Consider the following 24,925-nt stretch of genomic DNA (forward strand, 5'->3'; position numbering starts at 1 on the left):
TGGCGTCACACCCATCCAACCCCAGATGCGCACGCCGCTGACATATACTCGCGCCCTGATGCAACGCCCACCCAACACAAGGACTCGTCCATGAAAGCCTTCGGCAAAATCCTGGGTCTGCTACTCCTCGGACTCTTGCTGATCATCGTCGGCCTGGGCTTCGCCCTCACCCACCTGTTCGACCCCAACGACTACAAGGACGAGATCCAGCAACTGGCCCGCGACAAGGCCAACCTGGAGCTTAAGCTCAATGGCGACATCGGCTGGAGCCTGTTCCCCTGGCTCGGCCTGGAGCTGACCGACGCCACCCTGGCCAGCGCCGCCAGCCCCGACAAGCCATTCGCCGACCTGCGCCTGCTCGGCTTCTCGGTACGCGTGCTGCCGCTGCTGCGCAAGGAAGTGCAGATGAGCGACATCCGCATCGACGGCCTCAACCTGACCCTGCAGCGCGACGAGCAGGGCCACGGCAACTGGGAACAGGTCGGCAAGCCGGCCAAGCCAGCCACCAGCGCCCCGGCCGACGCCAGCAGCACCAGCAACGCCGACACTGCCGCAAGCGACAGCGCGGAACGCAACGAGGCGCCGCTCAAGCTGGACATCGACAGCCTGACCATCAGCAACTCGCAGGTCGACTACCACGACGCCCGCAACGGCAAGCAGTTTAGCGCCGAAGGCATCGAGCTGAGCACCGGCGCCATTCGCGAAGGCGCCAGCATCCCGCTCAAGCTGAGCGCCTTCTTCGCCGCCAACCAGCCGCTGCTGCGCGCCAAGACCGAGCTGAAGACCCAGCTGCGCTTCGACCGCGCCCTCAAGCGCTACCAGCTGGAAGACCTCAAGCTGTCTGGCGAAGTCTCCGGCGAGCCGCTCCAGGGCAAGACCCTGACCTTCGCCAGCGAAGGCCAGCTGCTGCTCGACCAGGCCGCCCAGGTAGCCGAGTGGAACGGCCTCAAGCTGTCCGCCAACCAGCTGCGCGCCCTCGGCGAACTCAAGCTGCATGACCTCGACAAAACCGCCCAACTGGAAGGCAACCTGTCGATCGCCCAGCTCAACCTGCGCGAGTTCCTCACCGGTCTCGGCATCCAGCTGCCGGCCACCCGCGATGCCGCCGGCCTCAGCCAGTTCGAACTGTCCAGCCGCCTGGCTGGCACCCCCAACAGCCTGGCGCTCAACGACCTCAATCTGAAGCTCGACGGCAGCAGCTTCAGCGGCAGCCTGGCCGTCAGCGACTTCGCCAAGCAGGCCGTACGCGCCCAGCTCAAGGGCGACAAGTTCGACCTCGACCGCTACCTGCCGCCCCAGGACAAGGACGCCAGCGCCGGCGCGGCGCGCAAGAACGAGGTCAAGCAGGCCGTGGCCGCCGCCGGCAAGAACGGCACCAGCGAACTGCCCAGCACCCCCAGCCAGCAGGCCTGGAGCGATGCCCAGCTGTTGCCGCTGGATCAGCTGCGCAAGCTCGACCTGCAGGCCAGCCTGAGCCTCGGCCAGCTGACCATCAGCAAGCTGCCGATCGAAAGCGCCAGCCTGCAGGCCGGCGGCAAGGACGGCGTGCTCAAGCTGGAAGAACTGCGCGGCGACCTCTACGGCGGCGAATTCAGCGCCCAGGCCCAGCTCGACGCACGCCCGGCCGTCCCCGTGCTCACCGCGCAGAAGCGCATCAGCCACATCCCGGTGGAGAAACTCATCGAGGCCCAGGGCGAGAAGGCACCACTGCGCGGCCAGCTCGACCTCAACGCCGACATCCGCACCCAGGGCAACAGCCAGAAAGCCTGGATCGATGCCCTCAACGGCAAGGCCGATTTCAGCCTGAGCAACGGTGTGCTGGTCGACGCCAACCTGGAACAGCAGCTGTGCCAGGGCATCGCCACCCTCAATCGCAAGTCGCTGTCCGGCGAGGCTCGCGGCAAGGACACGCCCTTCGAGGAGCTGGACGGCAGCCTGACCTTCCGCAATGGCGTGGCCAGCAACCCCGACCTCAAGGCGCGCATTCCCGGCCTGACGATCAACGGCCAGGGCGATGTCGACCTGCGCGTGCTGGGCATGGACTACCGCGTCGGCATCGTTATCGAAGGCGACAAGGGCGCCATGCCGGATCCGGCCTGCCAGGTCAACGAACGCTATGCCGGCATCGAATGGCCGCTGCGCTGCCGCGGCCCGCTGGAGCTGGGCGCCAAGGCCTGCCGCCTGGACAAGGACGGCATGGGCAAGATCGCCGGCAAACTGGCCGGCGCCCGCCTCGAAGAAAAGATCGAAGAGAAGCTCGGCGACAAGGTCAGCCCGGAACTCAAGGAAGCGCTCAAGGGCCTGTTCAAGAAATGACCCCCACGCAATTCAACGGCGCCGTGCTGGCCTGGTATGACCAGCACGGACGCAAGGATCTGCCCTGGCAGCAGGACATCAACCCGTACCGGGTGTGGGTCTCGGAAATCATGCTGCAGCAGACCCAGGTCAGCACCGTGCTCGGCTACTTCGACCGCTTCATGCACGCCCTGCCCACGGTCAGGGCCCTGGCCGAAGCGCCGGAAGACGAAGTGCTGCACCTGTGGACCGGCCTCGGCTACTACACCCGCGCACGCAACCTGCAGAAGACCGCGCAGATCGTCATGCGCGAACACGGCGGCGAATTCCCCCGCGACGTCGAAGCCCTCACCGCACTGCCCGGCATCGGCCGCTCCACCGCCGGCGCCATCGCCAGCCTGAGCATGGGCCTGCGCGCGCCGATCCTCGACGGCAACGTCAAGCGCGTGCTGGCCCGCTACGTGGCCCAGGAGGGCTACCCGGGTGAGCCCAAGGTGGCCAAGCAGCTGTGGGCGGTGGCCGAGCGCTTCCTGCCCGACGAACGGGTCAACCACTACACCCAGGCGATGATGGATCTGGGCGCCACGCTCTGCACCCGGAGCAAGCCCAGCTGCCTGATCTGCCCGCTGCAGAGCGGCTGCCAGGCGCACCTGCTGGGCCTGGAGATCCGCTACCCGATCGCCAAGCCGCGCAAAGAGCTGCCGCAGAAGCGCACCCTGATGCCGATCCTGGCCAATCGCGACGGCGCCATCCTGCTCTATCGCCGCCCCTCGAGCGGCCTGTGGGGCGGACTGTGGAGTCTGCCGGAACTGGACGACCTCGACGCCCTCGCGCCACTGGCCAGCCAACACGCCCTGCAGCTGGGCAGCCGTCGCGAACTGGATGGTTTGACCCATACTTTCAGCCACTTCCAGCTGGCCATCGAACCCTGGCTGGTGCACGTGGAGCAGGCCGCGCCTGGCGTGGCCGAGGGCGACTGGCTCTGGTATAACCTCGCCACCCCGCCGCGCCTGGGCCTGGCCGCCCCGGTGAAGAAGCTCCTCAAACGAGCCGCACAGGCACTGAATACCGAATCGATTACTGGAGAGCAGCCATGAGCCGCACCGTCCACTGCCGCAAGCACAAGCAAGACCTCCCTGGCCTGGATCGCCCGCCCTATCCAGGCCCGAAAGGCGAAGACATCTTCAACAACGTCTCCAAACAGGCCTGGGACGAGTGGCAGGCCCACCAGACCATGCTGATCAACGAGCGCCGGCTGAACATGATGAACGCCGAGGATCGCAAGTTCCTCCAGGGCGAAATGGACAAGTTCCTCTCCGGTCAGGAATACGCCCAGGCCGACGGCTACGTGCCGCCAAGCGCCTGAGCCCGCGAACGGGTGCGCAGCCCCTGCGTACCCACGCAAAAATCGTAAGCGCCCGTTTGTACTGAATTTTTTTCTTCCCCTCGCTTGACACCACCCGACCAAATCCGTTTAATAGCGCCCCGTTGCCCAGGTAGCTCAGTCGGTAGAGCAGGGGATTGAAAATCCCCGTGTCGGCGGTTCGATTCCGTCCCTGGGCACCACCTTTCGTTTTCAGGTGGTGCCAAAACCACCCGAAAGCCTTAAAGAACCCGCCTAGTGCGGGTTTTTTATTGCCTGCAATTTATCGCTTCATCTATAGCCCTAGCTTTAGGGGCATTCTTGAGGGCATGCCGACGCGACTCGCCCCACCGACCTCCGCTCTGGCAAACTCGTCTCACGACACGACCACCGCCATGCGGGAGGCCGTTGCAGTGAGGCAAACATGCGCAAGGAGGCGTAATGCAAAACAACCGTCACAGATGGCTGCTCTCAGCCCTCTTCCTGCTTTTGCTGGCCGGTGCCGCCGGCTTGCTCTGGCGCTTTGTCCTGTTCCCGCCGATTCACCCCGAGTTCACTCAGGCGCTGTTCAAGCAACGCTTTGCCGACGGCGATCGCGTGGCCTCGATACGCTTTCATAGCGCCAGCAAACACCTACTGGTCGGCATGGAGTCCGGCCTTGTGCATATCTGGGATGCCACCCAGCGTGAGGCGCGCATAAGTCTGCGCGCGCATCCGAACCGCACGGATCAGCTGCAGTTCAGCCGCGACGGCTCCAGCTTCTTCAGCAACTCCTATTTCGACGATGTCACCCGCCTGTGGGATAGCGAGAGCGGTGAGCTACTCGCCACCATTCCCGATGCCCGCGGCCCCGTCGCCCCGGGCCCACGGGAAGCGCTGTACCTGATCGCCGGCGCCCATGGCGAACTGCTGCTCTACGACCTGGAGCAACGCCAACTGCTGGCGGGACGCTACAAGTCCCTGGATGGCGTAACCGCCCTCGCCAGCAGCCCGCGCGGCGACCTAGTCGCCGTTGGCAATGCCTCGGGCGCGATCCAGCTGTGGCAGGTCACGGAACAGGGCGGGCAACTCCAACTCAACCTCAAGCAGGAGAGAAAACCCTACGAGACCGGCAACTGGCTCCTCGCCCTGGGCTTCAGTGCCGACGGCCAGAGCCTGATCAGCGCCAACCGCCAGGGCACTGTCGTCGAGTGGAGCAGCGCCGACCTGAGCAAACGCCGGGACATACCCAGTACGCTGAAGTGGCTGCACCAGGCCACCTTCGCCGACGGCATGCCCTGGCTAACCCTGGCCGGCACCCTCGACCCACGCGGCCTCAAGGATGGCAAGATCGAACTGATCGACCTGACCCGCGGCGAGGCGCTGCGCTTCTCCGCTCGTAGCAATTTCGCCGTCGCTGAGATGGTGGTGCCCCTGCAGCTCGGCCTGATTGCCCACGGTCGCCGCATTACTGGCGCGACACTCGACTAGCACGCCGCGGCGACCGAGCCGGCGTACAAGCCAAACGGCCTGGAAGGGGTCAGGTAGCGGTGCAATACTCGGACGAGCCTACTCCCGTCCGAGCCGGCACGCCGCCGAGGGTAATCAGTGATGACAGCCAGCTTCACGGTGGGGCACAGCCCACTGCTTGCCGATGCCAGTCTGCTCGATCGCCTGCACCATGAGGGCATCGCCCTGCGTTGCCTGGAGCAGCCGGACGACTTTCCCGCCAACAGTCTCGAGGTGCTGCTGCTCGACAGCCAGTTGCTGACCAGCCAGCCGCTGGCCGCCTGGCAGGCCACCGGCGCCAGCCTGGTGGCCTTCAGTGCACCCGCCGGGGTGCTGCCGCTGCCCGCCGGCGCCAGCGAGGATGAGCTGGTCGCCCTGCTCGGCTTCGCCGCCGAGCAGTTCCGCCTGAAGCAGAAGACCAGCCAGCTGGCCGCCGCCCTGCACGACAAGGACGGCGACCTGCAGAAACTGGTCGACGTCGGCCTGGCACTGTCCGCCGAGAAGGATCTGGAGCGCCTGCTGAGCAAGATCCTCACCGAGGGCCGGCGCCTGTCCAACAGCGATGCCGCCTCGCTGTTCCTGGTCGACAACAAGGGCGAGCAGGCCCAGCTGATCTTCAAGCTGACCCAGAACAGCTCGATGCCAACCCGCTTCCAGGAACAGCGCATGCCGCTGACCAAGGCCTCGATCGCCGGCTATGTGGCGCTGACCAGCACCGAACTGAATATCGCCGATGCCTATGCCATCCCTGGCGAGGCGCCCTACCGCTTCAACCGCTCCTTCGACATGCAGGTGGGTTACCGCACCATGTCGCTGCTGGCCATTCCCATGCTCAACCATCGCCACGAGGTGGTCGGCGTGCTGGAGTTCATCAACTGCCAGGACGATCAGGGCCAGGCAATTGCCTTCGACGAGGTGATGGCTGCTTCATTGCGCGCCCTGGCCAGCCAGGCCGCGGTGGCCATCGAGAACCGCCAGCTGCTGGACGACATCAGCCAGCTGTTCGACGGCTTCGTGCAGGCCTCGGTGTTCGCCATCGAGCAGCGCGACCCGACCTCCAGCGGCCACTCCTTCCGCGTCGCCGACCTGTGCATCGCCCTCGCCCGCCAGCTGCCGGCCGCGCCGCAGTCGCATATCCGCCGCCAGGCATTCAACGACGAGGGCTTGCGCGAGTTGCGCTACGCTGCCCTGCTGCACGACTTCGGCAAGGTCGGGGTGCGCGAGCACGTGCTGACCAAGGCCAAGAAGCTGCCCGAACCGGTGATCGACAACCTGCGCTACCGGGTGGCACTGGCCAAGGAGAGCCTGCACAACCAGATGCTCAAGCGCATGCTGCACGCCTACCGCCACCATGGCGGCCTGGCCGACGAGCAGCGCCTGCTGTGGGAGAGCGAACTGGCCCAGGAGTGCGACCACCTCGACCATTACCTGCGCGACATCCTCAAGGCCAACGAACCCAGCGTGCTGACCGAGGGCGACTTCCACCACCTGCAGGAGATCCAGGGCCACGTGGTGAAAAGCCACGACGACAGCCTGATCGGCCTGCTCTCGGATCAGGAGTTCTGCGCCCTGGCCATCCGCCGCGGCAGCCTGACCGAGGAAGAGCGCGCGGAGATCGAGCGCCATGTGGTGCACACCCGCGACTTCCTCAAGCTGATTCCCTGGACGCCGGCACTGCAGCGCATTCCGGAGATCGCCGCGGCGCACCACGAGAAGCTCGACGGCAGCGGCTACCCCAAGGGGCTGGCCGGCGATGCGATTCCCTGCGCCTCGCGGATCATGACCATCTGCGACATCTACGACGCCCTGACCGCTTCCGACCGCCCGTACAAGCCAGCGGTACCCACCGAGCATGCTCTCGACATCCTGCAGTCGGAGGTCAAGAGCGGCCTGCTCGATGGCGACCTGGTGCGGGTGTTCATCGAGTCACGCTGCTACCTCAACCCTGGCCAGTACCAGCAGCTACCCGCACCCAGCAGCACCCTGGCGAGCGGCAGCGGGCCGACCTACGCCCACCATGTCTGCGACTTCGAGCCCAGCGGCAGGCACAGCCACTGAGCCCCCTCAGCGCCCTGACAGGGCCTGGCGATAGCGCTCGGCCAGGGTCTGCTGGCTGCCGCTGGCGGCGACCCGGTCGAGGTACTGGTAGGTCGGCTGCAGGCGGGTCAGGCGGTCGCCGATATTCGGGTGCACCTTGAGGAAGGTCACCAGGGTGGCGTCGTCCTGCTTCATGGTCGCCATGCCCTGCAGCACCGTGGCCAGACCATAGGGGTCGTAGCCGGAACGGGCGGCGATGACCGCGCCCATCTCGTCCGCCTCGTACTCGTCACCGCGATCCAGCCCGCGGGTATAGAGGTTGCCGACCAGGGTATCGAACTTCTGGTTGGCCAGCGGATCGCTGCCGCTCAGGTCACCCGAGCTGGCCTGGTGCACCTGCAGGGCCAGGCGCGACATATCCGCCAGCAGGCCGGCGCCGGCGCTCTGCTTGATTGCCTTGAGGTGATGCTGACGCACCACGTGCGCCACCTCGTGGGCCAGCACGCCGGCCAGTTCGGCCTCGCTGTCCATCCGCGCGAGCAGGCCGCTGGTGATGAACACGTAGCCACCCGGTGCGGCGTAGGCGCCGACGGCGCGGTTGTTGAGCACGGCGAAGCGCCAGGGCAGATCGGGCCGCTCACTGTTCAGCGCCACCCAGCGCCCGACCTGATTGACGTAGCTCTGCACGCCCGGGTTGTCCAGCAGCGGCGCCTGCTTGAGCAGCAGGGCGGCGGTATTGGCACCGATCACCTGCTCCTCGTCCTCGCTCTTGTCTTCGGTCATCGCACTGAGGTTCTTGCCGGCACTGGCCAGGCGCCCGAGATCGACACCCTGGATATTCACGCCCTCGAGCGCATCCAGACTCTGGCAGCCGCTCAGGGTAGCGCCGAGGGCCAGCAACAGCACCGCAGGATAGAGATTCGCGTTCATCGGCAGGCTCCGTTCACTGGGCGTCGGCGGGATAGGCGATGGTCTGGTTGCGCAGGCCGCCGGCCTGGGCAAAGGCGCGCGCCGTGCCGGGCTGCACGGCATAGCGGTCGAGCTCCTGCAGGGCGCTGCTGCCCGCGCCGCCGGCGCCCCCCTCCAGCTTGTCGTCGCTGACGCCGCGTACGCCGGTGGCCACCCCGGTGGCCGGCGCCACTGCAGTACTGCCATCGAGCAGGTCGGAAATATTGCCGCCGGTGGCCGCCGCGCTCTTGTCGAAACGCACCGCCAGCAGCGCCACCCACCCCTGCTGGCCGGCACTGGTCTGCACCTGGTACCAGCCGCCCTGGCGCGTGAGGATGCTCAGGCGGCTCTGCGCCGGCAGCTGCTGCAGCACCGCGGCACTGGCCCCGGGTTTGTCGCGCAGGGCCGTGGCCTCGACGGTAATGCCGCCGCGCACCTCGGCCAGTGCGGCGCCGCAGGCCAGCACGCCGGCCAGCAGCAACAGAACCGCGCTCAGGGCTTTTCTCATGTTGGTTTTCTCCTGGGTTCGAAGAGGCTCACGGGTTCGTCACGGCCTTTGACCTGGAAGTCGCCGTGGGCAATGAAATCGAAATGTTCGGCACAGGCCTGCATGGTCGCCGCGGACACCAGCAGGCGGGCACGGCCCTTGGTCAGGCCTTCGATGCGGCTGGCCAGGTTCACCGTGTCGCCAATCGCAGTGTAGTCATAGCGCTTGCTGGTTCCGACCATGCCGACCACCGCCGGGCCGGTGTGCAGACCAATGCCGATATCGAAATCCGGGTGGTCGAAGTCGCGCCGGTAGCGCTCGACGTTGTCGAGCATCTCCAGCGCCGCATTGATCGCATCGCGCGCCTGGTTGGGGTTGTCCTGCGGCGCGCCCCAGAAGGCCATGATCGCGTCACCGATAAACTTGTCGAGGGTCGCATGGTGCTTGAACAGCACATCGACCTGGCCGGCGAAGTAGTTCTCCAGGATCTGCATGATGGCCTGAGCGCTGTGCCGCTCGGACATGGTGGTGAAGTTGCGGATATCGGAGAACAGCACGGTGAGCTGGCACTCGCGGCTGGCCAGCAGTGCCTGAGGGTCTTCGCGAGCCACCAGCTGGGCCACCACCTGCGGGTCGAGGAAACGGCTGAACATGCTGATGGTGGTGTTCAATTGCTGGCGCCGGCGCCGGTAGAACACCGCCAGGGCCAGGGCCAGCAGCAGCCATAGCAGGAGCAGGGTCGGCAGCACGCCGACCAGCACGCCGCGCAGCGCCAGCAGGTAGGCCCCGCCGAACAGCGCCAGGCTCAGGCCGGCGGTCGTCAGGCTGGCCAGCAGCAGGCGCTCGCGCAGCAGCAGCTGCAGCACCAGCAGCAACAGCAGCCCGCCGAGCAGCGGCATCAGCCAGGCCGGAGCGGCCTGCAGCTGTTCGCCATTGAGCAGGTTGTCGACCGCGGTGGCGAGGATGAACACCGCCGGGTAGAGATCGTCCAGCGGCGTGCGGCGCAGGTCGTAGAGGCCCGCCGCAGTGGTGCCGATGACCACGATCTTGCCGGCGAAGTAGTCCGCCGGCAGCCGCCCCGGCTCGCCGCGAGCCTGGGCCAGCGCCTCGGCGAAGGACACCCGCGGATAGGCCAGGCGCTGTGCGCTCTGCCAGTCGAGCAGGAAACTGGGTTGCGCCGGCAGGGCCACGCCGCGATCGCGGGCCAGGCGCGCCGGCAGCGACGGCATGTGCCAGTCGCCGAAGGCCCTATAGAGGTCATAGCGCCGCCCCACGCCATCGGCATCCGGGGTGAAGTTGATGGTGCCGGTCTTCCAGCTGCTCGCCGGCAGGGCCCGCGGCAACAGCAGCAGGCCGCGCTGCTCGGCATCGCGCCCCGGCTGCAGGCCGGCCTGCGCCGGGTAGCTGCGCAGCAGCGGCGCCCTGGTCGGATCGCTGGCCTGCTGCTGCAGCGCCGCCAGGTAGACCCGGTCGGTCTGCGCCAGCACTTCGCCCAGATAGGCATCGGCATCGGGATGGAAGCGATCGGCCTCGCTGAACAGCACGTCGAACAGCACCGCATCGGCCTTCTGCGCCAGCAGGTATTCCACCAGCTCGGCATGCAGCGAGCGCGGCCAGGGCCATTTGCCGGCCTCGCCGACCAGCGCCTGCAGGCTGGTGTCGTCGATGTCGATCACCACCAGCCGCGGATCAGGCACCTGCTCGGCCGCGCGCTGGCGGATCAGCCAGTCAACCTGGCTGTTGCTCCAGCGCTGCACCGGGGCCCACAGATGCACCACCGGCAACAGCAGCACCAGCACGGCGCACAGCAGCCACAAGGCTGTGCGAAAAGCCCTCGATGATTGCGGCGCCTGCGGCATGCGTCCCCCCTGGATAAGTGCCCTGGCCACCCGCTCCCCTGGGTGGACTGTGCCGACTCTAGCAGATGGCGTGGTGCCACCCCATCGAGCGGGTCGCTTCACCTGTCGGAAACGCTCCAGTACACTGCGCGCCCCGCCGCTTCCCGCTGCGCAACCGGGCGGGAACTGCTGCAGAAATACCCGCCAACCACGCTCTTCTTGTGCCCGCGCGACAAGCAACTGCATCCATGCGACACCGACCCGCCACGCCTGGCCCGGGGCCGGGAGCTGCGCTTGGCGCGGCCGCGGACGCTATGCTAGGTTGGCGCCACGCCAGGATGGCGACCTGCAGCCGGAGCGCATCCGAACCCAAGAGGACACCCCATGGCCGAGGCAACGCCTGCGCTGGAAATCCGCAATTTGCACAAACGCTACGGCGACCTGGAAGTGCTCAAGGGCATCTCCCTGACGGCCCGCGACGGCGACGTGATCTCCATCCTCGGCTCCTCCGGCTCCGGCAAATCGACTTTCCTGCGCTGCATCAACCTGCTGGAGAACCCGCACCAGGGCCAGATCCTGGTAGCCGGCGAAGAACTCAAGCTGAAAGCCGCGAAGAACGGCGACCTGATCGCCGCCGACGGCAAGCAGATCAATCGCCTGCGCAGCGAGATCGGCTTCGTGTTCCAGAATTTCAACCTGTGGCCGCACATGAGCGTGCTCGACAACATCATCGAGGCACCGCGCCGCGTGCTCGGCCAGAGCCGCGCCGAAGCCACCGAGATCGCCGAGGCGCTGCTGGCCAAGGTCGGCATCGCCGACAAGCGCCACGCCTACCCCAACCAGCTTTCCGGCGGCCAGCAGCAGCGCGCCGCGATTGCCCGCACCCTGGCCATGCAGCCCAAGGTGATCCTGTTCGACGAGCCGACCTCGGCCCTCGACCCGGAAATGGTACAGGAAGTGCTTAACGTCATCCGCGCGCTCGCCGATGAGGGCCGCACCATGCTGCTGGTCACCCATGAGATGAACTTCGCCCGGCAGGTGTCCAGCGAAGTGGTATTCCTCCACCAGGGCCTGGTGGAAGAGCAAGGATCGCCAGAGCAGGTGTTTGACAACCCGCAATCGGCGCGCTGTAAACAATTCATGTCCAGTAATCGCTAACGGAGCACCAACGATGCAGAACTATAAGAAGATCCTGCTGGCCGCCGTCGCCACCCTGGCTTTCGGTACCAGTGCAGTCGCCGCGGACAAACTGAAAATCGGTACCGAAGGCGCCTACCCGCCCTTCAACCTGATCGACGCCAGCGGCAAGGTCGGTGGCTTCGACGTGGAAATCGCCCAGGCCCTGTGCGCCAAGATGAAGGCCGACTGCGAAGTGGTCACCTCCGACTGGGACGGCATCATCCCGGCCCTCAACGCCAAGAAGTTCGACTTCCTGGCCGCCTCGATGTCGATCACCGAAGAGCGCAAGCAGGCGGTGGACTTCACCGACGCCTACTACACCAACAAGCTGCAGTTCATCGCGCCGAAGAGCGGTGACTTCAAAACCGACAAGGCCAGCCTGAAAGGCAAGGTGATCGGTGCCCAGCGCGCCACCATCGCCGGCACCTGGCTGGAAGACAACCTGGCCGACACCGTCGAAATCAAGCTGTACGACACCCAGGAAAACGCCTACCTCGACCTGTCCTCGGGCCGCCTCGACGGCGTGCTGGCCGACAAGTTCGTCAACTGGGAATGGCTGAAGAGCGATGCCGGCAAGGACTTCGAGTTCAAGGGCGAGCCGGTGTTCGACAACGACAAGATCGCCATTGCCGTGCGCAAGGGTGACCCGCTGCGCGAGAAGCTCAACGCTGCGCTGAAGGAAATCGTCGCCGACGGCACCTACAAGCAGATCAACGACAAGTACTTCCCGTTCAGCATCTATTGATGCCCCTGACCGCCGCCCGCTGGGCGGCGGTCGCTTCCTCGCAGTAGCCCTCAGATGATCTTCGACCTTCACGGATTCGGCCCGGCGCTGCTCGCCGGCACGCTGACGACCATCCAGCTGGCGCTGTCCGCGCTGTCCCTGGGCCTGGTGCTCGGCCTGCTCGGCGCCCTGGCCAAGACTTCCTCGCGCAAAACGCTGCAGTGGCTGGGCAGCAGCTACTCGACCATCGTCCGCGGCGTACCCGAACTACTCTGGGTGCTGCTGATCTATTTCGGCACGGTCAACCTGATGCGCTCGCTGGCCGAGCTGCTCGGCGTGGCCAGCCTCGAACTGAACGCCTTCGCCGCCGGCACCATCGCCCTCGGCCTGTGCTTCGGCTCCTACGCCACCGAAGTGTTCCGTGGCGCCATCCTGGCCATCCCCAAGGGCCATCGCGAAGCCGGCATGGCCCTCGGCCTGTCCGACGGGCGCATCCTGTGGAAGCTGATCCTGCCGCAGATGTGGCGTATCGCCCTGCCCGGCCTGGGCAACCTGTTCATGATCCTGATGAAGGACACCGCCCTGGTCTCGGTGATCGGCCTGGAAGAGATCATGCGCCGCTCGCAGATCGCCGTGACCGCCAGCAAGGAGCCCTTCACTTTCTTCATGGTCGCCGCCTTCATCTACCTGGGCCTGACCATCATCGCCATGATCGGCCTGCATTTCCTCGAGAAGCGCGCCAGCCGCGGTTTCGTTCGGAGCGCCTGATGAACTGGGAAGTGATCTACAAGTACCTGCCCAAGCTGCTCGAAGGTGCCGTGCTGACCATCGAGCTGGTGGCCATCGCCGTAATCGCCGGGCTGATCCTGGCCCTGCCCATGGGCATCGCCCGGGCCTCGCGCCACTGGTACGTGCGCGCCCTGCCCTACGGCTACATCTTCTTCTTCCGCGGCACGCCGCTGCTGGTGCAGCTGTTCCTGCTCTACTACGGCCTGTCGCAGTTCGACGCCATCCGCCAGAGCAGCCTGTGGACCGGCACCATCCTCGCCCACACCTTCAGCCTGGGCGACTGGAGCTGGGACTTCAGCCTGCGCATCAAGGGCCTGCGCGACCCGTTCGTCTGCGCGGTGGTCACCATGACCCTGCACACTGCGGCCTATATCGCCGAGATCATCCGTGGCGCGATCCAGGCCGTACCGCCCGGCGAGATCGAGGCGGCCCGCGCCCTCGGCATGTCCCGCGCGCAGGCGATGACCTACATCATCCTGCCGCGCGCCGCACGCATCGGCCTGCCGGCCTACAGCAACGAGGTGATCCTGATGCTCAAGGCCAGCGCCCTGGCCAGCACCGTGACCCTGCTCGAGCTGACCGGCATGTCGCGCACCATCATCGCCCGCACCTACCTGCCGGTGGAGATCTTCTTCGCCGCCGGCATCTTCTACCTGGTCATCGCCTACGTTCTGGTGCGCGCCTTCAAGCTGCTGGAGCGCCGGCTGCGGGTCGACGCCTGCCAGGGGCGCTGAGCCTCGCCGCCCCTCCCACCCGGGAGGGGCGCGGGTAGAATGAGCGTCTCTTCCTGCCCGCCACCGCCACCATGCCCCTGACCGGCCCCGACCTGCTGCCCCGCTTCCTGGCCCTGGACGACTTCCTCGTCGCCCACCAGGCGCTGTGGCGCCCCAAGCCCTTTACCAGCCTGAGCCTGCCCTGGGAGCGCGATCACCCCGAGCTGGCCCGCTGGCTGCGCGCCCGCAGCCTGGAACAGGCCGAAGCCAACCACAACCAGCCGCACCTGCTGGAGGCACCCGCGCCCTTCCCCGAGCTGGCCGCCACGGCCCAGGCACTCAGCATGCTGGACGAACTGCCGGGCCATGACCTCGAGGCCCTCTCGCCGCGCCTCAGCCTCGACGTACCGGGACGCAAGTGGCAGCAGATCGAGGCCTTCAGCCAGCGCCTGGCCTTCCGCCAACCCACCACCCACTGGCTGGACTGGTGCGCTGGCAAGGGCCACCTCGGTCGCCTGCTGGCTCGCGACGGCAGCCGCCTGACCTGCCTGGAACAGGACGCCGCCCTGATCGAGGCCGGGCAGCAGATGAGCCAGCGCCTGCACATCGACGCCCAGCACCTGCAGCAGGATGTACTGGCCGCCGATGCTGCCACCCGCCTGCACGCCGAACACAGCCCGGTGGCCCTGCACGCCTGTGGCGACCTGCACGTGCGCCTGCTGCAGCTGGCCAGCGCCAAAGGCTGCCGGCAGCTGGCCGTGGCGCCCTGCTGCTACAACCGGATCGGCGCCGCACAGTACCAGGCGCTGTCGACCGCGGCCCGGCAGTCGACGCTGCAGCTGTCGCGCAGCGACCTCGGCCTGCCACTCAGCGAAACCGTCACCGCCGGCCAACGCCAGCGCCAGCAACGCGACCAGTCGATGGCCCGGCGCCTGGCCTTCGACCTGTGGCAGCGCGACCAGCGCGGCAGCGACGACTACCTGCCCACGCCATCGCTGCCAGTCAGCTGGCTGGCCAAGGACTTCCCCAGCTACTGCCGCGACCTGGCCGAGCTCAAGGCCCTCTCCCTGCATGCGCCCCACTCCTGGGACGAACTGGAGGCCGCCGGCTGGCTGCGCCTGGCCCAGGTGCGCAACCTGGAACTGCTGCGCAACCTGTTCCGCCGCCCCCTGGAGCTGTGGTTGCTGCTCGACCGCGCCCTGTACCTCACCGAGCAGGGCTACCAGGTACGCCTAGGCACCTTCTGCGCGCACCAGCTGACCCCGCGCAACCTGCTGCTGCTGGCCGAGCAGCCCTGACGGATCATCCACAGAAGCTGTGGATAACTCTGTGAGCAGTTTCTGGAGAAAGCGCTGCAAAGCAGGCGCCATCACCCCCTGGCGCTCTTGCGGCTTTTTTGATCAGCTTAAAAAAATCAATAAGAACATATGCTTAGAACAATCCGCGGAGTAGCGCACAAAAGCCGCGCATAACCGCCGCCGCTGCCGCCTGATTGTGCATAAGCAAAACCGTGCTGATAGCCGGAGCCGATTTCTTCTACCGCGCGGCGGTTTACTCCGCGCGGCCAATGGCTATAATGGCGCCCCTTGCCGGTATAGCTCAGCTGGTAGAGCAACTGACTTGTAATCAGTAGGTCCCGGGTTCGATTCCTGGTGCCGGCACCATCTACATCAAGCCTTTACGGGCTTTGGAATTTCCTAACCCCGTAATCAGATGTTCCCGAGGTACAGTTTCGGTACAGTCCCGTACCGAGCCCACCTCGGAGAACATATGGCGACCCTCGTAAAAACCCCTTCTGGTACCTGGAAAGCAGTCATCCGCAAGACTGGCTGGCCAACCTGCTCCAAGTCCTTCCGAACCAAGCGTGATGCCGAAGACTGGGCACGCCGCACCGAAGACGAGATGGTGCGTGGCGTCTATATCGAACGCAGCAGCTCGGAGCGCATGACACTAGAGAAAGCTCTCAACCGCTATCTCGCGGAGGTCTCCCCCACCAAAGCCCCCAAGACTGCGAAATCTGAAGCCGGTAGCGCAAAGATACTGATACCTCGCCTTGGCAAATACTCGCTGGCCGCTCTGTCTGCAGACATCCTGGCCGACTACCGAGACTCTCGGCTAGCTGAGCGCAGCCGGCGCAAAACCCTAGTCAGCCCCAACACAGTCCGACTGGAGCTAGCCCTTCTAAGTCACCTATTTACGGTGGCAATCCAAGAGTGGCGGATTGGGCTTCCAATGAACCCTGTTCTCAACATCCGTAAACCTAGCCCCGGCCAAGGCCGTGATCGCCGTCTCTCTGCCGACGAGGAACGCCGCCTGGTAGCAGCCGTAAATGCGCACAGCAACCCTATGCTCGGCTGGATCGTGCGCATAGCCATTGAAACGGGTATGCGCTCGTCAGAGATCACCGGCCTACGCTGCCAGCAGGTCGACCTGCAAAAGCGCGTAGTACGCCTTACAGATACCAAGAACGACAGCGCCCGAACCGTCCCCCTCACAAAGGTGGCTACCGAGACTTTCAGAGCGGCTTTGGACTACGCCGTTCGCCCCAAGGATTGCGGCCTCGTGTTCTTTGGCGAACCAGGAAAGGATCAGAAACGCCGCCCCTATGCCTTCAGAAAAACCTGGGGGTTGCTGAAGAAGGACCTCGGCATGCCCGACCTACGTTTCCACGATCTGCGGCATGAAGCGGTCAGCAGGCTGGTCGAGGGAGGCCTATCCGATCAGCAGGTGTCGGCAATCAGCGGGCATAAATCGATGCAGATGCTCAGGCGCTATACACACCTCAGGGCGGAGGATCTGGTAGAGCGACTCGACCAAATTGAGGGGCGAAGCGGGGCTTAAAGGGGTTTACCGACATTCAGAAAGATTCTGCATGCAGAATCTTTCTGAACCGGGGCTTACTTTCATGAGCAGGGTTTTGTCGGGGCTAAAAGCACCGATTTGGGGTAGTCGCTTCCCACTATTCATTGCATCCAGACAGAAAGCGGATGCACGCAATGAGTATTGAAACTACGCACCTAGAACAGCAACTGATCGAACGCTACGGCCTCCTAATCTCGCGTAAACAGCTAGCAGAGCTGCTGCATCGCACCGAGAAAGCTCTTGATCACACCCTCTATCACCCAGCTGGCTGCCAATTGGCCGTCGCACTCAATGCCGTTAAGGTCAAATTCGGTCGAAGTGTCTATTTCCCCGCTGCAGATGTTGCAGCCCTGCTATGCGGTGGCCGAAATGAGCGCTGATGGTCACCTGAAAGCAGACTTATTCTGGAGCCAGTTCTTCCGGAGCTTCGTGACAAGTGGAGATCTGGCTCGCCTGCAGGGCTCAGCGGTGAAGGTCTACCTCTCCCTGAAATCACGCGCCCACCTAAGCTCTGGAGAGGCCGAGATCCAGCATGAGCAATTGGCAAGGGAAACGGGGCTTTCTGTTGCGACAGTCAAACGGGGCTTACGCGAATTGACCGATGCTGGCTATCTCAGCCGCGACGAGCGACCAGGACAGAGGAATCGCTACAGGTTGATCGAGCAGTTTCCCCTCTCCAGAGGAGGCCAGCAGATCGGTACCGCCCGATTTCTCTATACGGGCTCGACCGCACAGGATCGACGCGAACAGTTAATGCAGCTCATTGAGCATGGAAAGTTCGACGGCACAGCAGAGGCCAATAGCAGCGTTAGGATTGAGCTCACCGTCAATAACATCACGATCAACAACATTATCGACTCCAGAGATGTGAGCTATCCATCGGCCCGCAGCAGGACTGTCCTCGAGTCGCATCTGCGCCGAACCGGTAACCTCTCCGAACCTATCCACAGCCAGCTCACCGATGACCTAGCTCATCAGTGAGCCAGGTCATCGGTGAGCCACTTTACCCACAAGGCGGGTCATCCACGAGCTGGGAGGTGGGTCACTGGTGACCTGACATAAATAGAACATAGAGATTAATAGATACAGGCAGCATGACTTCGCCCTGTGGCGAGGCCAAGCGGCCACCTCGCCGTAAACCGCTTAGGCTGCGAAGACGAATGTCTCTTCAAATGGATGCCAAATAGCCCCACCTTGGTTCGCTGCTTCAACAGCAGTGCAAAGAGAGCTGTCGAGAAGCACACCATTGCCGCGAGTAGATTTACTCCCGTGGGTGACAATCATTCGGCAACCAAAGCCGTGAAGTGCAGAGACTGCATCCGCTACGTACTGTGGAATTTCGTCGCTAATGACCTCAATCCATAATGAGTCACCTCCAGCGGACAGCCTGGTAACACCTTCGATCGCATCTGCGAGAAGCTTTTCCGGGGACCCGCTGCCTGGCTGACCAGGGCATTCAATTTTGTTCAGCATCACTTGGCGCCCATTATCCCCGACGACGCCAATAGCGAAGCATTTGATGCCGGCCGCAGTCGCGGCATTCAGCGCAGCAGTATCACGTGAGTCCCAGCCCATTTGTTCACCTCATTGATTAATGGCCACTAGCCTAACGGCGCATCCCGTTCGGATGCTAGAGCGGGCAGGTACTCTCACTGATGCTGTGCGTCACTACCTCCGGGTAGTGACGCACAGCGTAGGGCCGCGTAGAGCGGCCCCAACGGCTCGCGGAGCGAGCCGAAGAAAAGCACCTAGGAAGAGAGAAAGAGCAGTATTTTCGAGCCCTCCAGACCATGCGAATTTCCTGCACGATTATGAGTTGCAGTGTTCGCGGATTCAGATATTTTGCAGTGACAGCTAGGTGATAAACCCTCATTCGCCAGCCGTACGATCAACAAGTCTGTCAGCTATTTCTGTTCAGATTTTTTGATCGGCTGGCGAAGGGGCGATGCGTAGCAAGCATTCTTGCAGCATCGTCAGCCCGCTCTGCTTACGTGGCTACTGCGCGTATTCAGAGCGGCAAGAGCGAGTCGATTTGGCAACCGACCCGTTCGCTACACCGCCCTCCGATAGCCGCTCGCTCAGCGTCTGTCGGGGTTTTCACAATGAGCAAAAGGTCCAGCTCCGGACCTAAAAAACTGAGTCGTGCCCCGCGTAAACGGCCTGAAGAATGAATGGGACATTTTTCAGAACCAGGGACCGCTCAGTTTGAGCCCCCCCCCCCGGCGCTGCGTGGCGTCCGGGTATCCCTTCCGATCCCCGAGATCGGAATGAGTTTGTCGATCCACGCTCGACGAGAAATGGCATGCCTCGCATGCCCGCAGACAACGATGGTGCAGCTCATCGACTTGATTGAGCGCCTGTCGTCGTAATCACCGCCCGCTGCCGGGCTGGTCGTTGCGAGCCACGTTTGGCCGTCTGTGTGAAACGCCGTTCCGCTCCTGAGTGAAAGCTCAGCTCCTATCGCACGCGCGACTAGGACAGGAACAAACACTTACCTCGAGATTGGCGTTTCGAACCTCGTTCATCAGCAAGTGGATCGTGAACATGGACAAGCTCGGCTGGGATTTCGTCCAGCAACAGAAACATAACCGAGACGGCTCGTATTCAACTCAGGCCGCGCGCTCAGCAACGCTGAGCCTCAGCGCCCGCCAGTTGCGCGAGCTGGGTTACCGCAACCTACGAGCCAACACACTCGGCCAACGCCACCTCCGCGCGCTGGTTCAGCATTGGCAAACCTCCGGCGTATCTGCAGCAACTATCAAAAACCGCATGGCCCATCTGCGCTGGTCGTGCGAGAAAGCCGGCCGCGCAGGTGTTGCCAAGATCAGTAACGACGACCTGGGTATCGCTCGCCGCTCATACGTCGCCAAAGAAAGCCGTGCCCGGGATCTGCCGAAGGCAAACCTCGAAGCGATCACCGATCCGTACGTTCGATTCAGCCTCCGCCTGCAAGCCGAGTTCGGACTACGCAGGGAAGAGTCCATCAAATTCATCGCCGCAGTTGCCGACAAAGGCGGACACCTTGAGCTCAAAGGCAGTTGGACGAAAGGCGGGAAAGCCCGAGAAATCCCGATCCGTACGCGGGCCCAGGAAGAGCTACTCACCGAAGTACATGCCTTCACTCGTATGAGAAGCCTCATCCCAGCCGAGCTCAGCTACAAGCAACAGCTGAAGCAGTACGAACGCCAGATTGCTGCAGCTGGCCTCAGCAAGATGCACGGGCTGCGGCACCTCTACGCCCAACGCCGTTATCTCGAGTTGACCGGCAAGCAAGCACCGGCAGTGAAGGCCTCAATCAACGGCCATCTGCTTGCAGGAGCGGAGTCCGGCTGGCTTGGAAAGGTCGCCATTCCCAGCGCCGAAGCAGCAATAACGCCCCCTCTTAGTGATCGCGAAGCCCGGCTGCTTATCTCGCACGAACTCGGCCATGAGCGGATCGCAATCACTAACACCTATCTCGGCTCCCCTAACGCCTGATCACGCAAGGACAAAAGCCCATGAGCATCCGCAGCCTTCTGAACATGCTTAATCGTCTCGAAAGCAGCAACACACCGAGAAAGCGCAAAAAGCCTAAGAAACAGCGCCGTACTGAGGAAAGGAAACAGGAATCCAGCCAGGAGCATCAGGCATGAAGCTCTTCGGCCACGATTACTCGCCGCTCCGCCTAGCTCTGCTCGCTGCAAGCTACATCGTCGGCACCTGGATAGCGGTCCATGGACGGTCGCTTTTCCCCTGGCTGGGCCCATTCGCCCATACGCCTGGATTGGTGCTGAGCGTCCTTCTCTTCTATCGGCTCACGCCAACAGCTGATGCAGCGCAGACGACCAGGGAGGGAGATGCGTAATGGATAGCAACTCGTTAGCCGGCCTATCGTGGCTGTTCAGTTTGTTCGATGGCGTGGTCGACTTCCTCTTGCTGGCTACAGAGCCATTTGTGGCCATGATTGGCGCAGAGATCAGTGGGTGGCTAATCGCTGTTGGCTACATAGCCATGACCATCATCATCTTGCGCATCCCCTTCGATGGCCCATGGCGCGCAGTCGGTAGCGGTCTTTTTATATTCATGATGATCACCTACGGCTTACAGCCGACCACGCTTACGCTGACCAGCGGCGCGACCGTCCAAACTACCCACGCCCAGCGCATTAGCTACAACCTGATCATGAGCTTCAACCAGACGCTCAATAGCGCCATCAGCAAGACCATGGCGACTGTGAACGTGGATGGACAGTTCATTCCAACAGCTGCCCTGGTCGACCACAGCGTTCAACGCACTGCTGCCCAGTACGCCAATAGCGATTTAGGCAGACTGATCCGTGACTACAACGAGCAGTGCTCCCCTTCTCCAAACCTCTATGCAAACCCAGCGAGTAGCACAGAAGTACAGGCCTATCATGCAATTGGCCTCCTTGGCGGTGCGGGGCTGGGCATACCTGACGATCAAGTCAGCAGATGGGCACAAGTCAAAATTGTCGGTCGCGGGCTCGCCGATATAGCAGCAGCCCTCAATCCTTGGTCCAACAACACGGGCGGCGTGGACACGATCAACAGCGTCCTGGATGCAGACGCCATCAGAACACGACGCGCAGAGGGTCTTGCGGCGCTAGAGAAAGAAAACCGGGTGTTTGTAGCTAGCTCCCGCCCATACACCCTACCCACTCAAGAGCATTGGGCCGCGCTCGCCTCCGGTCAGTCCGATGCCAAACTCGGCTATCTCAGCCTCTCAGAAGCCCCCGAGGACATTCGTGAGAACCTGGTAGCTCACGCAGTAGTCTGGACCCCGGAAGGAGGTAAAGAGGCAGGGTTTGGATACAACCCCATGTCATGCGTAGAGGCCTATAAGGTTGCTCAGTTCGCAGCGGAGCAGGCATACCGCGCCTTCACCGAGATCGGGGACAACCGCGCATCCAATGGACAGAGCACAGATACCGAGGCGGGCTCCATCGCAGCAGGCCGCTCCTGGATGAAGATCCAGCAAGCTGTTTTTGCCGGGGGGCCAGAGCAGCAGCCGGGCCATTGGAATACTCTTTTTGCAGGCACCGTCGCCAGTTGGCAGATGCTCAAATCATACTTGGGCTGGCTGGAGCTTCAGACTCTTCTACCCGCCTATGTGGCCGCCCAAGCCGGCTTTTTCTGGCTGGTTTTCCTTACTAGCCCCATTGCACTAGCCATGTCTCCAATAATGGGGGTAGAGAGCCTGGCCCAGTGGTTTGGCAGACTGTTCTTCCCTGTGCTGTGCATCATCTTCGCTCACCTACTTGCAGTCTCAGCCTCCGTAGCGATGAGCTCGGTTGCACTGGCACAAGCGGCACTTTCAGCGGGCTGGCAAGGCGGTGGGGCTGACCTCGATTTGCTGTATGGCGCTCTGCAGATGGTCTTCGGCGTCCTTCTGGCTGCCAGCACCTGGCTAGCAGCCTCAATGACTCGCGTCTCCGTTAGCGCCTTGGCTAGAACCGCAAGAAGCAGCGTGGTTTCTGGCCCAGAGGCGGTCAGTGCATCCCTCAACCTACTCGCGAGATCTCTGTCCTCAATAGGCCTTGGGTCAGACGCGAGTAAAGGTAAACGTCCTGGGCCGCGCAACAACAATGGTGGAGGCGGTGGCGCAAATCGAACGGAGCAACACCCTGGCCGATCAACCATCATGCAGGATGCCTACTCATCTGCAAGAACCCGCAGTTGGACGTCCAATCCGGGGCTCGCCCGCCCACCTCAACTGAACCAACCTGCCAGCAACAGTGATCGATTCGCTACAGGGCGCATACCTCGCAGCCAGAAGAACCGTCCCTCAGAGAAAGATCCGACATGACCGCTGCACCGAAATTCAGTGCCCCAGGCCGGGAATGGAAAATAGCTTCTGGCACGCATAGCAGCGAAGTAAACAGGCAGCTCGAACACCTACTGGAGCCCATCATGTTCAGCTTCCCTGCCTGGTTAACCGCCGACTACGCGTCACATTGGGAAACCCCTATCGACGTCCGCTACATCCTGGATCAAGCAGCCATGCACAAAGACCTGTGCTGGCTGCTCAGGGGCGATCCTCATCATCAGCGACCACAGCTGAGTGCGATTGCCTGTGGCCGGGTCAAGACTGGAAGCACTCCCGTAGAAATCCGGCCAGTTAGCTCACCGGACCTAGATGCTATCGACTGGTTCCTGATCGTCAGCGAGCTGAATAGGCGAGCCGGGATCGATGCCCGCCGGGAAGATATCCACGAAGAACACTACGAGCAGGTGCTCGGCATGCTGCCGCCCGTCACTGTGCCGTATTGGGGGAAAGCCTGATGAACGCCTCAATCGTGCGACGTAGCTGGTTTGCATCGGTGCTGCTCTCAATTCCGGCAGCTAATGCAGTCTCGTGGCTAACGGCATTCCCCGCACACAGCATCTACCTGGCCCTCCTGTTGATGGCTACAGCTACTGCAATAGCTGCGCTTCACAAGCGCCACCAAGCCAATCAAAAGCAGCAGTTCACCAGCATTTTCTTGGGCCTTTCGATGGCCCTGTTACTGTCCGCATTTGCGGCTGGAGGGAGTTGATGAGTCTTGGAAAAGCAGGAGACCCTTTGCGCGTTGTTGCCTTGCTCACCAGTGATGCGGCAGCTAGGGCTGCCCTGTTGGCGATCCTTGGCGAGAGCATAGAAATGGCAACGGAGGCGCTGGCCAGTTCCATCTGGAGATCAACTTTGTACGCCGGCCTGCAGGCGCTGGAGATAAACCTAATGGTCTGCAGCCCTCTCCTGCCAGCCGACGCTCCAGAGCGGCACCGTATCCGCGCTACCGCCCTTATGACAGATGAACAACTGATCCGAGTGGTGCTATTGCAGATCTTGGGCGAAACCGAGCCGCAGGCGCGGATTGAGCTTGCAGAAAGCTGCTGGGCACACGCAATTGACGATAGGACGCTCGAGCGAGAACGACTGGCCAGTGAGCTCGGAGTCAGGCTCGCGAATAATCAATAGACAAACTTTGATAAATCAATATTGATCTATTGACGGATCTCGCGGCACCAATATACTGACCCACAGCAGCGCAACAGAGTATGTAGAGGCTCTGCTGCTAGTGAGAGGGAGGAGGACCTACGGGCCGCCTCCCTTCGCTTTTTCAGCCCCGAGAAAAGGTGGCCCATGCCAGTCAAAGAGGCCGATCTGCGCCAATACGTAGCTGCCGGCATTGTGCAGCGCACTGTGATAAAGAAGGCCGCCGATGGTTGGTTGCTGCAGATCCAGCTCGGAAGCGAGCTACATCCCCTCCAGAGGCAACGCGGTGGTAACCGCATCTTCAAAAGCCTCGATAAGCTCGCCGCTCTGATTGAAGAGCTCGGCCTGGGCGCATTCGAAGTCCAGCTAGCGGATTGAAAACTCATCTGACAGGCTTCTGTCACGGCGATTTAGCGCGAGGATGCGCCAGTAGTAGCCAACATGGAATAGAGATATGCCCGTAAAGTACCTGAGAGCCTGCACCCTTACTGCAGCTATGGCCGTCCTGGCCGGCTGTGGGAATGACTATGACGGTGGCTATTCAGCCGTCAGCGGATTCATGGGGCCGCTCGTTGTGATACAGGTTGCAGGAAGCGAAGCCACAGTTTCCCAAGTGGATATGATCAGGAACCGCGTCATGCACGCGGAGGTCTGGAGCGCCGAGAGCAAGGCCGAAAAGCTCTTGCTCACAAACACACAGGGAAAAACCTACGCCTTCGTGCGGGCCGTCGACGAGAAAGGCTTGGAGTGCCTGAACTGCGGTCTAGGCACCGGTCTTCCGAAATCGTGGCAACCACTCAAAAAACCGGAATAGGGACATCCGCTATGGGCTTTGTAGTTTTCTGCTGGCTAGTGATGGGAGTGATATGCGCGGTTATCGCCCTGGCCAAGGGGCGTAGCGCTATCGGGTGGTTTCTCTTGGGATGCCTCTTTGGCCCTCTGGCCCTGCTGTTTGCAGCAGCCATGTCAGCAACCCCGAGGCACCTACCCGCCCAGCCGGCACATGCTCTTAAAACGTGCCCCTATTGCGCTGAGCAGGTTCAGCGGCAGGCTGTTGTTTGCAGACACTGCGGGAAGAGCATCGGGGACATCATCAATCAACATCCGATGAAAGCTCAGTGGGACCATGAGTTAGAAAAGCTTCCACCTCGAAAGGTTAATAGGTGGGGATCATCTCCCGACTAAAAATAACTACAAAACCGCTGCCCTGCTCCCAAAGGATTAGTG

26 protein-coding genes and 2 tRNA genes are annotated in these 24,925 nt (G+C 62.9%); 24 read left to right on the forward strand and 4 right to left on the reverse strand.

Annotated features, from left to right (window positions below; all coding sequences use genetic code 11):
* Positions 1–90: 90 nt before the first annotated feature.
* From A9179_RS20310 to A9179_RS20335, 6 genes are all read left to right on the forward strand, one after another.
* A complete protein-coding gene (locus A9179_RS20310) occupies positions 91–2,316 on the forward strand; it encodes an AsmA family protein (protein ID WP_187808003.1) in 2,226 nt (741 codons plus the stop codon).
* Positions 2,313–3,392 (forward strand): A/G-specific adenine glycosylase, encoded by a 1,080-nt coding sequence (mutY, locus tag A9179_RS20315; RefSeq protein WP_187808004.1) that lies wholly within the window; start codon positions 2,313–2,315, stop codon positions 3,390–3,392. The genes A9179_RS20310 and mutY overlap by 4 nt, the downstream gene beginning before the upstream one ends.
* Positions 3,389–3,661, forward strand: a complete 273-nt coding sequence (locus A9179_RS20320; RefSeq protein ID WP_187808005.1) for an oxidative damage protection protein — start codon at positions 3,389–3,391, stop codon at positions 3,659–3,661. Before mutY ends, A9179_RS20320 begins: the two co-directional genes overlap by 4 nt.
* 124 nt (positions 3,662–3,785) lie before the next feature.
* Positions 3,786–3,861 (forward strand) — tRNA-Phe (locus A9179_RS20325).
* A gap of 238 nt (positions 3,862–4,099) precedes the next feature.
* Positions 4,100–5,128 carry a WD40 repeat domain-containing protein gene (locus A9179_RS20330; RefSeq protein WP_187808006.1) on the forward strand — a complete coding sequence of 343 codons (1,029 nt, stop codon included), beginning with the start codon at positions 4,100–4,102 and terminating at the stop codon, positions 5,126–5,128.
* 120 nt (positions 5,129–5,248) lie between these two features.
* On the forward strand, positions 5,249–7,204 hold the full coding sequence (locus A9179_RS20335) for an HD domain-containing phosphohydrolase (RefSeq protein WP_187808007.1): 1,956 nt from the start codon (positions 5,249–5,251) through the stop codon (positions 7,202–7,204).
* Positions 7,205–7,210: 6 nt separating this feature from the next.
* Here A9179_RS20335 and A9179_RS20340 read toward each other — a convergent pair whose 3' ends face one another.
* Genes A9179_RS20340 through A9179_RS20350 form a run of 3 tightly spaced genes read right to left on the reverse strand, consistent with a single transcriptional unit; the run spans position 7,211 to position 10,435 of the window.
* A complete protein-coding gene (locus tag A9179_RS20340) occupies positions 7,211–8,113 on the reverse strand; it encodes a M48 family metalloprotease (RefSeq protein ID WP_187808008.1) in 903 nt (300 codons plus the stop codon).
* 13 nt (positions 8,114–8,126) lie between these two features.
* Positions 8,127–8,639 (reverse strand): SH3 domain-containing protein, encoded by a 513-nt coding sequence (locus A9179_RS20345; protein WP_187808009.1) that lies wholly within the window; start codon positions 8,637–8,639, stop codon positions 8,127–8,129.
* On the reverse strand, positions 8,636–10,435 hold the full coding sequence (locus A9179_RS20350) for an adenylate/guanylate cyclase domain-containing protein (protein ID WP_187808010.1): 1,800 nt from the start codon (positions 10,433–10,435) through the stop codon (positions 8,636–8,638). Before A9179_RS20350 ends, A9179_RS20345 begins: the two co-directional genes overlap by 4 nt.
* 405 nt (positions 10,436–10,840) lie before the next feature.
* On the opposite strand from A9179_RS20350, the gene A9179_RS20355 reads away from it, so the two are divergent.
* The 9 genes from A9179_RS20355 to A9179_RS20395 all read left to right on the forward strand — a co-directional run bounded on the left by A9179_RS20355 (position 10,841) and on the right by A9179_RS20395 (position 17,704).
* Positions 10,841–11,614 (forward strand): ABC transporter ATP-binding protein, encoded by a 774-nt coding sequence (locus tag A9179_RS20355; protein ID WP_187808011.1) that lies wholly within the window; start codon positions 10,841–10,843, stop codon positions 11,612–11,614.
* 13 nt (positions 11,615–11,627) lie between these two features.
* Entirely contained in the window at positions 11,628–12,380 is a 753-nt protein-coding gene (locus A9179_RS20360; protein WP_187808012.1) for an ABC transporter substrate-binding protein, read from the forward strand.
* A 54-nt stretch (positions 12,381–12,434) separates the two neighbouring features.
* Positions 12,435–13,127, forward strand: coding sequence for an ABC transporter permease (locus tag A9179_RS20365; protein ID WP_187808013.1), 693 nt, complete (start codon positions 12,435–12,437; stop codon positions 13,125–13,127).
* Positions 13,127–13,882, forward strand: coding sequence for an ABC transporter permease (locus tag A9179_RS20370; protein ID WP_187808014.1), 756 nt, complete (start codon positions 13,127–13,129; stop codon positions 13,880–13,882). The genes A9179_RS20365 and A9179_RS20370 overlap by 1 nt, the downstream gene beginning before the upstream one ends.
* Positions 13,883–13,953: 71 nt before the next feature.
* Complete coding sequence (locus A9179_RS20375; RefSeq protein ID WP_187808015.1) at positions 13,954–15,159, forward strand: methyltransferase; 1,206 nt, start codon at positions 13,954–13,956, stop codon at positions 15,157–15,159.
* 290 nt (positions 15,160–15,449) lie between these two features.
* Positions 15,450–15,525, forward strand: a tRNA-Thr gene (locus A9179_RS20380).
* A 106-nt stretch (positions 15,526–15,631) separates the two neighbouring features.
* Positions 15,632–16,702: a tyrosine-type recombinase/integrase gene (locus A9179_RS20385; protein ID WP_187808016.1), complete on the forward strand. Its 1,071-nt coding sequence runs from the start codon at positions 15,632–15,634 to the stop codon at positions 16,700–16,702.
* 155 nt (positions 16,703–16,857) lie between these two features.
* Complete coding sequence (locus A9179_RS20390) at positions 16,858–17,103, forward strand: hypothetical protein (protein WP_187808017.1); 246 nt, start codon at positions 16,858–16,860, stop codon at positions 17,101–17,103.
* A complete protein-coding gene (locus A9179_RS20395; protein WP_187808018.1) occupies positions 17,093–17,704 on the forward strand; it encodes a helix-turn-helix domain-containing protein in 612 nt (203 codons plus the stop codon). The genes A9179_RS20390 and A9179_RS20395 overlap by 11 nt, the downstream gene beginning before the upstream one ends.
* Positions 17,705–17,866: 162 nt before the next feature.
* Here A9179_RS20395 and A9179_RS20400 read toward each other — a convergent pair whose 3' ends face one another.
* Positions 17,867–18,298, reverse strand: a complete 432-nt coding sequence (locus A9179_RS20400; protein WP_187808019.1) for a hypothetical protein — start codon at positions 18,296–18,298, stop codon at positions 17,867–17,869.
* Between the two features lie 969 nt (positions 18,299–19,267).
* On the opposite strand from A9179_RS20400, the gene A9179_RS20405 reads away from it, so the two are divergent.
* The 9 genes from A9179_RS20405 to A9179_RS20440 all read left to right on the forward strand — a co-directional run bounded on the left by A9179_RS20405 (position 19,268) and on the right by A9179_RS20440 (position 24,512).
* Positions 19,268–20,200, forward strand: coding sequence for a phage integrase N-terminal domain-containing protein (locus A9179_RS20405; RefSeq protein WP_187808020.1), 933 nt, complete (start codon positions 19,268–19,270; stop codon positions 20,198–20,200).
* 20 nt (positions 20,201–20,220) lie between these two features.
* Positions 20,221–20,355 (forward strand): hypothetical protein, encoded by a 135-nt coding sequence (locus A9179_RS23065; RefSeq protein ID WP_256578161.1) that lies wholly within the window; start codon positions 20,221–20,223, stop codon positions 20,353–20,355.
* Entirely contained in the window at positions 20,352–20,567 is a 216-nt protein-coding gene (locus A9179_RS20410; RefSeq protein WP_187808021.1) for a hypothetical protein, read from the forward strand. The genes A9179_RS23065 and A9179_RS20410 overlap by 4 nt, the downstream gene beginning before the upstream one ends.
* Positions 20,567–22,528 (forward strand): hypothetical protein, encoded by a 1,962-nt coding sequence (locus A9179_RS20415; protein WP_187808022.1) that lies wholly within the window; start codon positions 20,567–20,569, stop codon positions 22,526–22,528. Before A9179_RS20410 ends, A9179_RS20415 begins: the two co-directional genes overlap by 1 nt.
* Before the next feature lie 104 nt (positions 22,529–22,632).
* On the forward strand, positions 22,633–23,004 hold the full coding sequence (locus A9179_RS20420; protein ID WP_187808023.1) for a hypothetical protein: 372 nt from the start codon (positions 22,633–22,635) through the stop codon (positions 23,002–23,004).
* Entirely contained in the window at positions 23,004–23,258 is a 255-nt protein-coding gene (locus A9179_RS20425; protein WP_187808024.1) for a hypothetical protein, read from the forward strand. The genes A9179_RS20420 and A9179_RS20425 overlap by 1 nt, the downstream gene beginning before the upstream one ends.
* Entirely contained in the window at positions 23,258–23,680 is a 423-nt protein-coding gene (locus A9179_RS20430) for a hypothetical protein (protein WP_187808025.1), read from the forward strand. The genes A9179_RS20425 and A9179_RS20430 overlap by 1 nt, the downstream gene beginning before the upstream one ends.
* A gap of 165 nt (positions 23,681–23,845) precedes the next feature.
* Entirely contained in the window at positions 23,846–24,076 is a 231-nt protein-coding gene (locus tag A9179_RS20435; RefSeq protein ID WP_187808026.1) for a hypothetical protein, read from the forward strand.
* A gap of 76 nt (positions 24,077–24,152) precedes the next feature.
* Positions 24,153–24,512 (forward strand): hypothetical protein, encoded by a 360-nt coding sequence (locus A9179_RS20440; protein WP_187808027.1) that lies wholly within the window; start codon positions 24,153–24,155, stop codon positions 24,510–24,512.
* The last annotated feature ends 413 nt before the right edge of the window (positions 24,513–24,925 follow it).

The organism is Pseudomonas alcaligenes, from assembly GCF_014490745.1.
GTDB lineage: Bacteria > Pseudomonadota > Gammaproteobacteria > Pseudomonadales > Pseudomonadaceae > Aquipseudomonas > Aquipseudomonas alcaligenes_C.

What these genes read in the sequence shown, in the direction of transcription:
- A9179_RS20310 (WP_187808003.1), top strand. Translation starts at nt 91, where the DNA reads ATGAAAGCCTTCGGCAAAATCCTGGGTCTGCTACTCCTCGGACTCTTG.
- mutY (WP_187808004.1), top strand. Translation starts at nt 2,313, where the DNA reads ATGACCCCCACGCAATTCAACGGCGCCGTGCTGGCCTGGTATGACCAG.
- A9179_RS20320 (WP_187808005.1), top strand. Translation starts at nt 3,389, where the DNA reads ATGAGCCGCACCGTCCACTGCCGCAAGCACAAGCAAGACCTCCCTGGC.
- A9179_RS20330 (WP_187808006.1), top strand. Translation starts at nt 4,100, where the DNA reads ATGCAAAACAACCGTCACAGATGGCTGCTCTCAGCCCTCTTCCTGCTT.
- A9179_RS20335 (WP_187808007.1), top strand. Translation starts at nt 5,249, where the DNA reads ATGACAGCCAGCTTCACGGTGGGGCACAGCCCACTGCTTGCCGATGCC.
- A9179_RS20340 (WP_187808008.1), bottom strand. Translation starts at nt 8,113, where the DNA reads ATGAACGCGAATCTCTATCCTGCGGTGCTGTTGCTGGCCCTCGGCGCT.
- A9179_RS20345 (WP_187808009.1), bottom strand. Translation starts at nt 8,639, where the DNA reads ATGAGAAAAGCCCTGAGCGCGGTTCTGTTGCTGCTGGCCGGCGTGCTG.
- A9179_RS20355 (WP_187808011.1), top strand. Translation starts at nt 10,841, where the DNA reads ATGGCCGAGGCAACGCCTGCGCTGGAAATCCGCAATTTGCACAAACGC.
- A9179_RS20360 (WP_187808012.1), top strand. Translation starts at nt 11,628, where the DNA reads ATGCAGAACTATAAGAAGATCCTGCTGGCCGCCGTCGCCACCCTGGCT.
- A9179_RS20365 (WP_187808013.1), top strand. Translation starts at nt 12,435, where the DNA reads ATGATCTTCGACCTTCACGGATTCGGCCCGGCGCTGCTCGCCGGCACG.
- A9179_RS20370 (WP_187808014.1), top strand. Translation starts at nt 13,127, where the DNA reads ATGAACTGGGAAGTGATCTACAAGTACCTGCCCAAGCTGCTCGAAGGT.
- A9179_RS20375 (WP_187808015.1), top strand. Translation starts at nt 13,954, where the DNA reads ATGCCCCTGACCGGCCCCGACCTGCTGCCCCGCTTCCTGGCCCTGGAC.
- A9179_RS20385 (WP_187808016.1), top strand. Translation starts at nt 15,632, where the DNA reads ATGGCGACCCTCGTAAAAACCCCTTCTGGTACCTGGAAAGCAGTCATC.
- A9179_RS20390 (WP_187808017.1), top strand. Translation starts at nt 16,858, where the DNA reads ATGAGTATTGAAACTACGCACCTAGAACAGCAACTGATCGAACGCTAC.
- A9179_RS20395 (WP_187808018.1), top strand. Translation starts at nt 17,093, where the DNA reads ATGAGCGCTGATGGTCACCTGAAAGCAGACTTATTCTGGAGCCAGTTC.
- A9179_RS20400 (WP_187808019.1), bottom strand. Translation starts at nt 18,298, where the DNA reads ATGGGCTGGGACTCACGTGATACTGCTGCGCTGAATGCCGCGACTGCG.
- A9179_RS20405 (WP_187808020.1), top strand. Translation starts at nt 19,268, where the DNA reads ATGGACAAGCTCGGCTGGGATTTCGTCCAGCAACAGAAACATAACCGA.
- A9179_RS23065 (WP_256578161.1), top strand. Translation starts at nt 20,221, where the DNA reads ATGAGCATCCGCAGCCTTCTGAACATGCTTAATCGTCTCGAAAGCAGC.
- A9179_RS20410 (WP_187808021.1), top strand. Translation starts at nt 20,352, where the DNA reads ATGAAGCTCTTCGGCCACGATTACTCGCCGCTCCGCCTAGCTCTGCTC.
- A9179_RS20415 (WP_187808022.1), top strand. Translation starts at nt 20,567, where the DNA reads ATGGATAGCAACTCGTTAGCCGGCCTATCGTGGCTGTTCAGTTTGTTC.
- A9179_RS20420 (WP_187808023.1), top strand. Translation starts at nt 22,633, where the DNA reads ATGTTCAGCTTCCCTGCCTGGTTAACCGCCGACTACGCGTCACATTGG.
- A9179_RS20425 (WP_187808024.1), top strand. Translation starts at nt 23,004, where the DNA reads ATGAACGCCTCAATCGTGCGACGTAGCTGGTTTGCATCGGTGCTGCTC.
- A9179_RS20430 (WP_187808025.1), top strand. Translation starts at nt 23,258, where the DNA reads ATGAGTCTTGGAAAAGCAGGAGACCCTTTGCGCGTTGTTGCCTTGCTC.
- A9179_RS20435 (WP_187808026.1), top strand. Translation starts at nt 23,846, where the DNA reads ATGCCAGTCAAAGAGGCCGATCTGCGCCAATACGTAGCTGCCGGCATT.
- A9179_RS20440 (WP_187808027.1), top strand. Translation starts at nt 24,153, where the DNA reads ATGCCCGTAAAGTACCTGAGAGCCTGCACCCTTACTGCAGCTATGGCC.